This is a genomic window from Flavobacterium sp. PL002 (assembly GCF_054165825.1).
This window is the reverse complement of record NZ_CM135110.1, coordinates 2,516,008-2,529,247: the sequence shown is the minus strand read 5'-3', so window position 1 is coordinate 2,529,247 and position 13,240 is coordinate 2,516,008. Positions and strand designations below refer to the sequence as shown.

General features: G+C 34.0%; 13 protein-coding genes. 4 read left to right on the top strand and 9 right to left on the bottom strand.

Translation table 11 applies throughout. The features are described from left to right. The first annotated feature begins 126 nt into the window (after positions 1 to 126). Positions 127 to 798, top strand: coding sequence for a ribonuclease HII (locus ACVEGE_RS11065; protein WP_192500434.1), 672 nt, complete (start codon positions 127 to 129; stop codon positions 796 to 798). Positions 799 to 854: 56 nt separating this feature from the next. Here the strand turns inward: ACVEGE_RS11065 and ACVEGE_RS11060 are convergent, their stop codons facing one another. The 4 genes from ACVEGE_RS11060 to ACVEGE_RS11045 form a co-directional block, all read right to left on the bottom strand. Beyond that, entirely contained in the window at positions 855 to 1,826 is a 972-nt protein-coding gene (locus ACVEGE_RS11060) for a transporter (protein ID WP_192500435.1), read from the bottom strand. Positions 1,827 to 1,831: 5 nt separating this feature from the next. Then, complete coding sequence (locus ACVEGE_RS11055) at positions 1,832 to 2,869, bottom strand: cytochrome-c peroxidase (protein WP_192500436.1); 1,038 nt, start codon at positions 2,867 to 2,869, stop codon at positions 1,832 to 1,834. Between the two features lie 143 nt (positions 2,870 to 3,012). Beyond that, positions 3,013 to 3,813, bottom strand: coding sequence for an MbnP family protein (locus tag ACVEGE_RS11050; RefSeq protein WP_192500437.1), 801 nt, complete (start codon positions 3,811 to 3,813; stop codon positions 3,013 to 3,015). A 102-nt stretch (positions 3,814 to 3,915) separates the two neighbouring features. Then, positions 3,916 to 4,257 carry a hypothetical protein gene (locus ACVEGE_RS11045; protein ID WP_192500438.1) on the bottom strand — a complete coding sequence of 114 codons (342 nt, stop codon included), beginning with the start codon at positions 4,255 to 4,257 and terminating at the stop codon, positions 3,916 to 3,918. Between the two features lie 159 nt (positions 4,258 to 4,416). On the opposite strand from ACVEGE_RS11045, the gene ACVEGE_RS11040 reads away from it, so the two are divergent. Next, positions 4,417 to 4,881, top strand: a complete 465-nt coding sequence (locus ACVEGE_RS11040; protein ID WP_192500439.1) for a hypothetical protein — start codon at positions 4,417 to 4,419, stop codon at positions 4,879 to 4,881. A gap of 39 nt (positions 4,882 to 4,920) precedes the next feature. On the opposite strand, the gene hemL is transcribed toward ACVEGE_RS11040, so the two are convergent. The 5 genes from hemL to ACVEGE_RS11015 all read right to left on the bottom strand — a co-directional run bounded on the left by hemL (position 4,921) and on the right by ACVEGE_RS11015 (position 10,655). Further along, a complete protein-coding gene (gene hemL, locus ACVEGE_RS11035) occupies positions 4,921 to 6,207 on the bottom strand; it encodes a glutamate-1-semialdehyde 2,1-aminomutase (protein ID WP_173850168.1) in 1,287 nt (428 codons plus the stop codon). Positions 6,208 to 6,254: 47 nt separating this feature from the next. Further along, positions 6,255 to 7,151 (bottom strand): glucosaminidase domain-containing protein, encoded by an 897-nt coding sequence (locus ACVEGE_RS11030; RefSeq protein ID WP_192500440.1) that lies wholly within the window; start codon positions 7,149 to 7,151, stop codon positions 6,255 to 6,257. Beyond that, the gene (locus tag ACVEGE_RS11025; RefSeq protein ID WP_192500441.1) at positions 7,144 to 8,040 is read right to left on the bottom strand and encodes a 1-aminocyclopropane-1-carboxylate deaminase/D-cysteine desulfhydrase; all 897 of its coding nucleotides are present in this window, start codon (positions 8,038 to 8,040) and stop codon (positions 7,144 to 7,146) included. The genes ACVEGE_RS11030 and ACVEGE_RS11025 overlap by 8 nt, the downstream gene beginning before the upstream one ends. Positions 8,041 to 8,124: 84 nt before the next feature. Continuing rightward, complete coding sequence (locus ACVEGE_RS11020; protein ID WP_192500442.1) at positions 8,125 to 9,957, bottom strand: T9SS type A sorting domain-containing protein; 1,833 nt, start codon at positions 9,955 to 9,957, stop codon at positions 8,125 to 8,127. A gap of 353 nt (positions 9,958 to 10,310) precedes the next feature. Next, positions 10,311 to 10,655, bottom strand: a complete 345-nt coding sequence (locus ACVEGE_RS11015; protein WP_192500443.1) for a hypothetical protein — start codon at positions 10,653 to 10,655, stop codon at positions 10,311 to 10,313. A 201-nt stretch (positions 10,656 to 10,856) separates the two neighbouring features. Here ACVEGE_RS11015 and ACVEGE_RS11010 point away from each other — a divergent pair, with 201 nt between their 5' ends. Next, entirely contained in the window at positions 10,857 to 11,033 is a 177-nt protein-coding gene (locus ACVEGE_RS11010) for a DUF5522 domain-containing protein (RefSeq protein ID WP_173850998.1), read from the top strand. Positions 11,034 to 11,216: 183 nt separating this feature from the next. Continuing rightward, complete coding sequence (locus tag ACVEGE_RS11005) at positions 11,217 to 13,199, top strand: urocanate hydratase (RefSeq protein WP_192500444.1); 1,983 nt, start codon at positions 11,217 to 11,219, stop codon at positions 13,197 to 13,199. Positions 13,200 to 13,240: the final 41 nt, after the last annotated feature.

Genomic DNA, 13,240 nt, shown 5'->3' with positions numbered 1-13,240 from the left:
TTTAATTCAGAATAATTATCGCAAAGGTAAATGATATAAACGTATAAAAAAACACAATAAATGGAGTGATTTGAGGTTCGTTTTAATCCAAAAAAAAATACAATCTTTGCACCTTTAAAAAAACAAATGCTAAAAAACAACTATTCCTCTATTATATTAGAAGCAGGTACTGATGAAGCCGGCCGCGGTTGTCTTGCTGGACCCGTGACTTCGGCAGCAGTAATTTTAGCATTTAACTTTAAAAACGATATTCTAAATGATAGTAAGCAACTTTCAGAAAAAGTGAGAGAAAAATTGCGTCCTATTATTGAAGAGCAAGCAGTAACTTTTGCTGTAGCCCATTTAGAGCCTCTAGAAATTGACCAAATCAATATTCTTAATGCCTCTATAAAGGGAATGCAAGAATGTGTATTGAAACTAAATCCCGCTCCCGAATATGTTATTGTGGATGGTAATAGTGCTTTTATTCAAAAAAAATGGGCTCAGAATAAAACTGGGAAAATTTTCACTTTAGAAGAAAAAGAACTTCTTACCTCAATCCCGCATCAAAGTATTGTAAAGGGGGATTCTAAGTTTTTAAGTATTGCTGCAGCATCAATTCTTGCAAAAACTTATCGCGATGAATACATGAATAGCATTCACGAAGAATACCCCATGTACAATTGGAAAAAAAATAAAGGCTACCCTACTAAAGAACATCGTGAAGCAATCAGAAAATATGGTGTAACAAAATACCACCGGATGACTTTTAGACTTCTCCCTGAACAAATAAAACTTGATTTTGATATTATAAAATAAAAAATCCCTCAAAACTAAACTAGTTTTGAGGGACTTTTTATTTTATTTAACTATTATTACAAGGTATAATTCAAATTTACACTCCAACGGTAATTGGCTTCAATAGCACCCTTAGATAAATTTTGATTTATAGGCAACATAGCATTTACCCCCAATGAAAATTTATCTTTACCAATTTCAAAACCAAATTTACTAAATAAAATATCTCCTGACGTATTAAGGACTTTTTCACCATATTGCTTATTGGTTTCATAAACTTCTCCTGCTAAACCTATTTGAGGCACTAACTGGATACTTTTTAAATCTAAAAGATAAAACAACGTACTTCCGTAATTAAATTGATTCCCAAACTGGTATTTTTTAGAATTCTCAGTTTTTATATTGTAATTCAACATATTGTTCAAACCTAAATTTTTCTTTTTAATCACATATTCAGTAATCAAAAGATAGTCCCAGCTTCCAGTTCCTAGTTGAAAACTCTGGTTTACTGTTCCTAAATTGTTTGCTTCTTCAAACTTACCTGTTGGCATTTTCACTCCACCTCCAATTTGTAAGTTGTGCGTAAAAACAGTACTATCTTTTTGAGTTTGATAAACAGAATAGGTTGCCATAAGTGTTACATCACCTAAACCACTAATGCCTTCATTTCCAGTAGTCAATTCTCTATTGTGAAAATGATACGGAATCAATGCAGTAATTTGCACCTTCTCTGTTATGGGGATTTTTGCCCAAACTTGCGCAGTATTAAAGTTTTCATCAACCCAAGGAGAGTTAGCAAAAATCCCATCTCTACTAGAATAACTTTGGTTGAAATAACGAATACCCACAAAGTTACTATTTAGCATAGAACTAAATCCCATACTTCCTCCACTGGCAGAACATCCGCAAGCATCACAATCAAAATCCATTACTGCATCCAATTGCATTTTTTGAAAAGTAAATCCTGAAATACTATCTTTTACGGGGGCAGCACTAACTAATTGTAAGGATAAAAAAGCTAGCAGGCTTATTATTAATGTATTTTTCATTGTAATTAATTTTCTGAAAATCGTTTATCCGTTAGATATTGATTATCTGTTAATGTTTTTAGGAATGCAATTAATTGCAGTTTTTCTATCTCCGAAAGTGAGATTCCAAGTTTCCCATCTTGTTTTAAAATAGGGTCTAAAGTAGCCGAATCTACGATTCCTGAACTGTAATGATTAAGCACCGCTTCTAGAGTACCAAAGCGACCATCATGCATATAAGGAGCAGTTACCTCAACATTACGCAAACTAGGTACTTTGAATTTATAATAATCCGTCACTAATGCTGTTACACGGTAACGCCCCACATCATTTATTAATGGGTTAACGGCCAAGCCATTGTTTCTAAAAGCGTCATCTGTCATTAAATCTGTTGCATGACAAGAAGCACATTTGTTTTTAAATACAGTATAACCCGCACTTTCATCACTTGTTAACGTTCCTCCTGCTTCGTTGCGCCTGTAATGATCGAATGTTGAATTAGATGAAGTCAACATAACCATAAATTGCGAAAGTGCTTTAAGCATGTTCTCGACAGAAACAGTTCCATCATCAAAAGAGGCTTTAAACAATTCACGATAGGCTTTATCAGCCTTCATCATTGCAAGAATCGTATTTAAATTACCATTCATTTCAATTTCACTAACTAACGGAATGAGCGGTTGCAAGTCTAAATGTGATGCAGCTCCATCGTACATAAAAATACTTTGAAAAGCCATGTTTTGAATAGCTGGTGCATTTCTTGTTCCTTGAGCATCATTCACGCCATGACTCACGGTATGTCCATGGTGCGTAAAGGCATTTTCTTGTAGGTGACAAAACCCACAAGAAACAAGTCCATCAGACGCTAAGCGACCATCATAAAACAATTTTTTACCCAGTTCAAATCCTTTCTCTGTAGGCGGATTTAAAGTAATATCATATTGTAAATCTGGGAAATTTGAAGGCACTGTAAAATCTAATGGTACGTTTACATAGTCGTCATCTTGATCAGAGCAGCTAGTTAATAAAGGAAGGAGTAGCCAAAGAAAATATTTTATTTTCATGGTTATATATTTTAAAAGAAGCACAAAAGGCATCGTTTAGCCCCGGTTGCAGCGGCATCCTTTTTTTATTTTAAAAAAAAGATATAGCGAAAAACGGGACTACACTTGATTAAACTTTTACTCTTGTGCTTCTAATGATGAAATTAATCGTTATGAACGTGGTCTACAGTAAACATTGTAGCAACATTTGCAGTAATTAATGGTAAATTAGTTCCACCCATAATCATTGCTCCCGTTCCTGTAGCATTATTATCAGAAAGTTTGATCGTATTGGTACTGTTTAATATTTTAGACAAATCTGTGATAATATGAACATCAGGTGTAATAGTAGTTCTTACCAAAGCATTAGTTGGCAAATCTAGCGTTACAGTTGTGTAGTTATAATCAGTACCTGTTTGTCCAGTATGAACCATAAAAGGTAAGGCTGTAGTAACTGTAGGAGAGGTAAAAGTACCTTCGAAAGCCACAAATTTATATCCTGCAGACCAGTTCCACATCATTTTTGCATCCTGTGCGGTAGCATAGAAATTTCCTTGGCCAGTTATCCCTAAATCCCATTGCGCTTTGTCTACACCGATACCAAAAGTAACCTTAGTATAATTAGCCGCAGGTACATTTTTCAAGTCAAGAACATGGCTATCAGCATTTGCTTCATCTACAATAAAATAACTTTCGCTTTTAGGATAAGTAAATGTAGTTCCGTCCTCTTTTGTCAAAACAACATTACTAATAATGTATTTTATTGAGGTAATTTTAAGTACTTCGTTGCTAGCAGTTGTATTCGCTTGTGTATCTAGGATTAAATCGTTTCCGTTGAAAGAATTATCAAATTCTAAACCCAGTGAACCTGTTCCTGAAATTGCTTCATTATCATCATTAGAACATGCAGTAAAAGTAGCGCTCAAAGCTAGTACAACTAAGGCTTTATATAGTAAATTTTTCATTTCGTTAAGTATAATTTCTTTTTATAATTTTTAAATAAATTGCGTCACTAAAAATCCCACTAGGCTTTCGCCAAAGGAAATTAGATACAAAAAAACGGTATATTAAGAAATGAAAATTGGCGGACGAAAAACAACGTCACTATCTAAATGTGAATAGTGATTAGTGTAGTTAACATTGAATTGTTGTGTAGCTGTTTTTTGAAAAACTAAATAATAATAAGAAGCTACTTCTGCAACAAAAAGATCTACAAATGGATTGGTACTTTGTTTTTTTTCAGAAGAAGTGGATTTATCATCATCAGATGCTTTTGCCAATTCTTTCATCAAATGACACTTACCATTACATTTTAATTCTGGTTTTGCTTTATTGATACAAAGTACTTGTGATATATACTCATAATTAACAGCATAGTCTATAACCGGAAGAATTGGTTTTAGAAACAAGAGTAACAAAATTATGACTGCATATTTTTTCACGCTTCAAAGATACATTACAAAATTTAATTTTAAATGATAAAAATCATCTTTTGCTAAACTTTTGTTAAGCATTAAACCTATGAAACAAATCATGGTCTTATTACTATAACCTTAAAAACAGTTAAAATGAAAAAATTATTTATTGCTGCTTTATTAGCAGTTAGTATAGCCAACTTTGCACAAGCTAAAAAAGACACGCCAAAAGGAGCTGAAACTGAAAAATTTACTCCAACGCAACAAAATGAGTTGATGCTAAAAAAGATGACATTACAACTTGATTTAAATGCAAAACAACAAGAGCAAATGAAACCTATCATAGCGGATAAAACTGCAAAAAGAGATGCTATGATGAAAGAGAGAGAGCAAAACAAAGACAGTAAAGTAAAACCAACAAAGGATGAACGTTTTGCAATGAAAACTAAAATGCTTGACGAGCAAATTGCTATGAAAGCAAAAATGAAAACAATCTTATCTGCTGAGCAATTTACTAAATGGGATGCCATGAAAGGAAAGCATCACAAACGTGGAGGTCACAAAAAGCATAAAAAAGCTGGTGACAAAATGGACCACAAAAATCAAGAACAGAAATAAAAAAAACTTCCGGTGAAAGCCGGAAGTTTTTTATTTAGTCTAAAATGTTTTACTCACTTTATCTATAGCCTGAATTGTGAAATCTAAATCTTCATAACTAAGTGCATCAGTTATAAACCAAGTTTCATAAGCTGAAGGTGCAATATAAATCCCTTCTTGCAACAATCCATGAAAGAACTTTTTAAAAGTTTCGTTATCTCCATTTGCAGCCGATTTAAAATCAATAACTGGTCGTGCATCAAAATGTACCGATATCATAGACCCAATTCTATTGATGGTAAAAACTACATTATTAGCAGTTAACACTTTCTCAATTCCAGCATGTAAATAGGCCGTTTTCTCTGCTAGTCTGTCAAAAATAATTTTGTCTTCATTCAGTGTTTGTAACATTGCTAATCCAGCAGCCATAGCTAGTGGATTTCCTGACAACGTTCCTGCTTGATAAACAGGCCCTAGAGGAGCAAGAAAATTCATTATTTCATTACGAGCTGCAAAAGCACCTACTGGCAATCCGCCTCCAATTACTTTTCCAAAACAAACGATATCAGCTTTGATATTAAATAACTCTTGTACACCACCTTTAGCTAATCTAAAACCAGTCATAACCTCATCAAAAATTAATAAGATTCCATTAGCCGTACACATTGCTCTTAAACCTTCAAGAAAACCTTTATTAGGTGGAATACATCCCATATTCCCTGCAACAGGTTCAATAATAATTGCTGCAATTTCGTTTTTATTTGCTTCGATTAAGGTTTTTACATTCTCTAAATCGTTATAGGTAGCTAGTAAAGTATCTTTAGCCGTTCCTTCAGTCACCCCTGGACTATTAGGAGAACCAAAAGTTACTGCTCCACTTCCTGCCTGAATTAAAAAAGAATCAGAATGGCCGTGATAACAGCCTGCAAATTTTATTATCTTGTCTCTTTTAGTAAATCCACGAGCCAAACGTACGGCACTCATACAAGCTTCAGTTCCTGAATTCACAAAACGTATTTTATCTATATTAGGAACCATATCTACAGCCAATGCAGCGATTTGAGTCTCTAGTTCTGTTGGCATTCCAAATGAAGTTCCCAGTTTTGCTTTCTCAATAACTGCTTGCACAACGGGTTCAAACGCATGACCTAAAATCATAGGACCCCATGAATTAATATAATCAATTAAACGATTTCCATCAACATCATACAGGTAAGCTCCTTTTGCGCGTTCTACAAAAATAGGGGTTCCTCCTACTGCTTTAAAAGCTCTTACAGGCGAGTTAACTCCGCCTGGTATTACTTTTTCTGCTTCAGCAAAAAGCTGACTACTTCTTTTATATAGCATTATAATTAGTATTTATTATAGTAAAATTATAGATCGTGAGTAAAAAATTAATTTACAATTAGTTTTTGACCAATAGAAATCGTGTTTTCTGAGAGATTATTTTTTAGTTTTAAATCATTAACTTGAACATTGTATTTTTTTGATATAGAGTATAACGTATCTCCTTTTAACACTTCATGATACGTTCTATTAGGATCGTAAGCTAAAGCATTACTTACTGTCCTTACAACAGTTCTGTTTTCTGTAGGAACAAATTTATTTCCTAATACTAAGGCATCATATTGCCCTAAATCATAACGTTCAATATAGGTTATCAACTTTTCAGGATACCTAGGATCAGTAGCATAGCCTGCTTTTCTTAACCCCTTAGCCCATGCCTTATAGTCGTCTTTATCAAGTTCAAATAATGTAGAGTAACGGCCTCTTCCAGTTAAAAATAGGGCATGATCTTTAAACGATTCTCCTGGATCATCATATTTTCTAAAACATTCTTGACTCGCATCATCGTCATGACGTACACTTTCGCCTGTCCATCCTGCATGGCATTTAATTCCAAAATGATTATTTGCAGTTTGCGCTAAGTCACCTCTACCCGCTCCTGATTCTAAAATACCTTGCGCAAGAATAATACTAGCAGGAATTCCATAAACCTTCATATTATTCATGGCTATATTTTTGTACAAATAAATATAATCACCTATAACATCATTAGAAACTACGGTTCTTGAAGTCGATTCAATCACTTCATTTTGGTTGTTTCTCGTTGTTGACCTTTGCGCAACCGCTGGTCTCGTTGCCTTTGCATCAGTCCTTGCTCTCACGTTTCTTACCACTGGTTTCCTAACACTTGATGGCGCCGATTTGGTGGTTCTAATAGGTGTTTTTGTAGCATTACAACTTACTAAACACACTAGTACTAAAACAAAAAATATTTTTTTAAACATGGCTATCTATTATTGGTAAATGTTTGTTTCTTAATTTATTATTCATTCCTTGAATTCCCTGAAGTCCTCCCGTATGAATTAACATTATTTTTGACTGAGGCGGAAAATAGTTATCTTCGATCATATTCATAACGCCAAAAAATAGCTTTCCAGTATAAATAGGATCTAAAGGAATTTTCGTTTCCTTAAAAAATTCATTTATAAAAGCAATTAAGACTTCATTCACTTTTCCGTAACCGCCAAAATGATAGTCGGTTATTAGCTCCCAATTTTGATTCTGGACAAAAATACGAATTTCATCTTGTAAAAAGTCCCCTTTTAAAGCAGGAAAACCTAAAACTTTTTGATGAGGCAAGGCACTATTTATAAGTCCTGATATCGTACCACCAGTTCCCACAGCACAACAGATATAATCAAACGCAGCGTCTTCGTTAGTTAAAATTTCTTCACAACCTTTAATAGCTAAGTCGTTTGTACCTCCTTCAGGCACTAGGTAAAAGTCTCCAAATTGTTTTTGTAATGATGCTATAAAAGTTGGTTCATTCTTATCACGATACGCTTCTCTAGTTATAAATTCAAGTTGCATGCCACAATCTTGAGCAAATTGCAAAGTAGGGTTTTGAATGATTTTATCGCGAAGTTCATCTCCTCTAATGATTCCAATACTTTGCAAACCATTTTCTTTTGCTGCATAAGCGACTGCTGCAATATGGTTCGAAAAAGCTCCTCCAAAAGTCAATAGCGTTTGCTTATTTTCTTTTTTTGCTTCAAGCAAATTATACTTAAGTTTTCTGAATTTATTACCTGAAACAAACGGATGTATCAAATCGTCGCGTTTGACAGTAACAGAAACAGAAGAGGGAAGATGGAAAGTAATTAGCTGATTCAACTTTTTTTACAAAGGTAAAAACTTATAGACAAAAAAAAATGCAATCGGTTTAAGGATTGCATTTTGAATAAGTTATTTTTTAATTTAATTTCTAATAATAATTTTTTGACCTATATCTACTTTATCATCTGTTATCAATTTAACGATGTAAATTCCGTCACTTAATCCCGAAGTTGAAAAGTTATAATTTGAATCCGATCCTAATTTAGCTTTGCTAAAAATAAGTTTTCCAACTATATCATATACACTACATGAAACTAATTCTTTTTGAAGTGGATTGCTTATTTTTAAGCTTTTAGCGTTATTATCCTGATACATTATTAAATTTTCTTTAGTAACATCATCAACTCCTAAAGTACTACCATTTTTAAATGTAATTTCAAACTGTGTATTATTAACCCCTTCAGGCAATGTCATTTCATGAAAATTGTTTTTAATATCAAAATATTCATTAGTGATTTTATCATGTAAAAACACATTATCTACGGCATCTAAATTAATGATTTCGTTAACCATAATTTTATAATTAGCTTCTGCATTATTTGTGAACCCTAGCGGAATTTTTTTATCAATATCCATTTGCATTGCATTAATCACAACTGATCTATCTTCAACAACAAAATAAGCATCTGCTTTAGCATCAACTCCCGTTGAAGCGGCATCCATTGCGTGATCTAATCCATCAGTTGCATTCTCTGCAAAAGCCACAACAATTTGGCGTACGCCTTGACTATTTAGCACCGCATTTAATCTAATTTGTGGCGTAGGAGCTGTACTAATTGTAGTATAATCAAAACCTGAAACCGAAGCAATAGCTTCATAATACCCCGTATCTTTTGTAGTTTTTGAGGTATTTTCTTTTCTTTCAAACTGAGAGAAATTTGTTGAGCCTTCTTTAACAAAAACGCGAAAACTGTTTTTCATTTCTACATTCCCATTCGCCGTTCCCGCAATCATAAAACCTTGCCCGATTGGCGAAAAGCGTCTTTCATAAGAAGCTCCAGCTCCTGCAGCTGCTACTTGATTTCCAGAACCATCGTAGGTGTAAAATGTAGCTGGACTATATACTCCATTACCAGAACCTCCCATAGGAGAATAGGTTCCATACCCTCCTTTATAACTTGCTATATAGTGTGTATTATTTGTCTTGTCTTGTTCCCAGAAATAAGCTATCCCACTAGTATTTGTTGCTGCCAATAAAAAAGCAGACAAATCAATTGCTGATGGATAAGGATTCCCAGTTAATACTAATTTACCTGCTAAAACCGGAATTGTAATTGTACCATCATTAGGTTTGCCTTTAAAGTCATAACGTTGCTTACCTCCTGGGTTATTTTGCACTCCATTTACTGCGGTTGCATTTGTCCCTGAAGTTCCTTTCATTGTAAATCCTTCTCCAGCCGCTAGTGTACTTCCTGAACCTACATAAACCCAGTTCGAAGCTGCTAGTGAAGGTAATTTCCAAATCCAATAAGGAGCTATCCCAAGTGGAGATGCTGTACCGTCATAATTATTTGACGGTAAAATTGTCGCTGCCGTACTAGTTGTATTTGTAGTAACATCATTCAATTGAGTAATTCCAAAATTTGAATTTCCAGTAACAACATCATTCCCTCCTACTGGAGAACACCAATAGTTATATTGAAAGTTATTAGTACTTCCTTCTTGATAAACTGACAAATTACCTAATCCTTTATTGGTACTTGCTACAGCTGATCCTTGTAGTAATTGCCCATCATTTCTTAAATAAAAATTACTAGTTCCTCCATTTAATTCTAAACCACTTTTTATATAAACAACTTCATTACTTACATAAACACTACTATTAGGACTCACAAACATTTGCGATTTCACAGTAGAAACTGTAAATAAAAACCCTAAGGCTAAGCAAATTTGGGTAGGTATATTTGTTTTCATAAGCGTAAAAAATTTAGTTAATAATACATTCTTATTATGGAGAACTAATGATTTTCTTAACAGAAGGAACAATCGTTCTTTTTAGATAATTTGTTTTACAAAACTACAATTAATAACAATTCAGAATTGAAAAATAACCGATAAAACACCTATAATATCGACAAACTACACTTTTGCTGATTTAATTAGCTTTTTTTCTTACAATAATATCTATATATAAAGATTTTAAAATCTACCATATAAGAATATTCGTATTTAAAAAATAGAAGACTGAGTTAATTATCAATAAATCAACAAGGTAGGTTTGTAAAAAAAAGATTTCTACTTAAGAAATCACAAAATGGGGAGACTTTTTACTTTTTGGTTTTCACCAAAATAAAATTTAAAAAGCTAAAAAAAGGCTTTTTATTCAAATAACTAAGATCACTTTCTTTAGTATAAGCTTCTCTTTCAAAACTAATATTCAAGTATGCTCGATCAAAATTTTTATATTGTAATAATCTGAAAACAAATTCTAAGAAGTACCAAATAAAAAAAGGGATTATTAGCATTTCTAATTGTTGTCTCAAATGAATTTTTTCATGGTTTATAAAAATTGCATTCTTCTTATCTGATTTATGTCTTATAAATACAAAGGGGTAAATTGTTAAACCGCGAAATCCTTTTGGGATTAAAAACTTTGTAAATACTAACAACATCTAAATCATTTCAATAATGATTAAAGATAATAAAAAAATCAATTCAATACACAATATTAAATATTTAATAAGTAAATGGCACTATCGCTTTAAAAAGCATAAATTTGTAATCACACAACTGATTTTTCTTAATTATCATTGCTACAATTGACTTTTATAGAAGGACAAGTTTTAAATACTAAAAATCATACCGTTACAAGAATGCAAGAACCTGAGAATCAAAATAAATTAATTGAAGGAGAAGATTTTTATTATACCCCAGAAGGTTATAAATGCTTCACCGAAAAACACCACTTAAAAAGAGGCTATTGCTGTAAAAGTGGCTGTCGTCATTGCCCATATGGCTACGACAAAAAAACAGGAGCAATTAAAAAATAAGATGATTGCTACAATCAACTGCTCAATTTAAAAAATTAAACATAATAAAATGGATATTTGCGCTCAGAAATTTAGGATTACCATCTTCAAATCCTATCATCGGTCAGATATTCGTTATCCTTAGTGATTTGTACGCATATTAGTAACAAACAATTCACCTATTTAACGAATAAACATTTTAAGATGACTTTTAAAGAACAAATCCAACAAGGAATTCCAACTACTTTACCGCAACTAAAACCGTTTGAGGCCAACATTAATCACGCGCCTAAACGAAAAGATATTTTATCTACAGATGAAAAAAAACTAGCGCTTCGCAATGCCTTACGCTATTTTGATGCAAAACATCATACCGAATTAATTCCAGAATTTAAAGATGAACTAGCCACTTATGGCCGTATATACATGTACCGCCTGCGCCCTGATTACGAAATGCGTGCGCGTCCCATAGCAGAATATCCTGGGAAATGCGAACAAGCAAAAGCGATTATGTTAATGATTCAGAACAATCTGGATTATGCAGTGGCGCAACATCCGCATGAATTAATTACTTACGGTGGTAATGGAGCTGTATTTCAAAACTGGGCTCAGTATTTATTGACCATGCAGTATTTGTCTGAAATGACCGAAGACCAAACCCTAACCATGTACTCTGGACACCCTATGGGCTTGTTCCCTTCGCATAAAGAAGCGCCAAGAGTTGTGGTGACAAACGGAATGGTAATCCCTAACTACTCTCAACCTGATGATTATGAAAAAATGAATGCGCTTGGCGTATCTCAATATGGTCAAATGACGGCAGGAAGTTATATGTACATAGGTCCACAAGGAATTGTTCATGGAACAACCATTACTGTTTTGAATGGGTTTAGAAAAATAAAAAAATCCCCCGAAGGAGGTTTATTTGTTACCTCAGGATTAGGAGGAATGAGCGGCGCACAACCCAAAGCGGGTAATATTGCCGGTTGCATCACTGTTTGTGCCGAAGTAAACCCCAAAATCACCCACATTCGCCACAGTCAAGGTTGGATTAACGAAGTCTTTGAAGACTTAGACCAACTGGTGAGCAGAGTCGCTTTGGCGAAAGCAAATAATGAGGTAGTCTCATTAGCTTATTTAGGAAATGTAGTCGATGTATGGGAAAAATTCGATCAAGAAAACATTTCTATTGACCTTGGTAGTGATCAAACTTCGCTTCATAATCCTTGGGCGGGAGGCTATTACCCTGTCGGAATTTCATTTGAAGAATCGAATAAACTAATGACCGAAAATCCCGAATTATTCAAACAAAAAGTACAAGAAACATTACGCCGTCATACAGAGGCTATCAATAAACACACCGCCAAAGGAACTTATTTCTTTGATTACGGAAATGCTTTTTTACTAGAAGCTTCCCGCGCAGGTGCAGCAATTATGGCCGAAAATAACATTGATTTTAGATACCCTAGTTATGTACAAGACATCATGGGACCAATGTGTTTTGATTATGGATTTGGTCCGTTTAGATGGGTTTGCGCTTCAGGGAAACCCGAAGATTTACAAAAAACAGATGACATTGCATGCGCCGTTCTTGAAGAAATGGCAAAAACAGCTCCTATTGAAATTCAGCAACAAATGCAGGATAACATTACTTGGATCAAGGGAGCGCAGGCCAATAAACTAGTAGTAGGTTCGCAAGCCAGAATATTATATGCCGATGCGGAAGGTCGTGTAAAAATTGCTGAAGCTTTTAATCAGGCTATAGCCAAAGTGTCAATTGGAACTGTGGTATTAGGTCGTGATCATCATGATGTATCTGGAACAGATTCACCCTACAGAGAAACCTCTAATATTTACGATGGATCCCGTTTCACTGCTGATATGGCAATACAAAACGTAATAGGCGATAGTTTTCGCGGTGCAACTTGGGTTTCTATTCATAATGGTGGAGGTGTTGGCTGGGGAGAGGTAATTAACGGTGGCTTTGGTATGGTTCTTGATGGTTCTAAAGAAGCTTCAAGACGCTTAGCCTCAATGCTTTTCTGGGATGTCAATAACGGAATCTCTAGAAGAAGTTGGGCTCGTAACGAAGGTGCTATTTTTGCAATAAAAAGAGCGATGGAAACGCAACCTTTATTAAAAGTTACCATCCCTAATATAGTTGAAGATAGTTTATTAGATTTTTAAACATTAAAAGTATCTTTAATACCTCCTAATTATAAAATAAT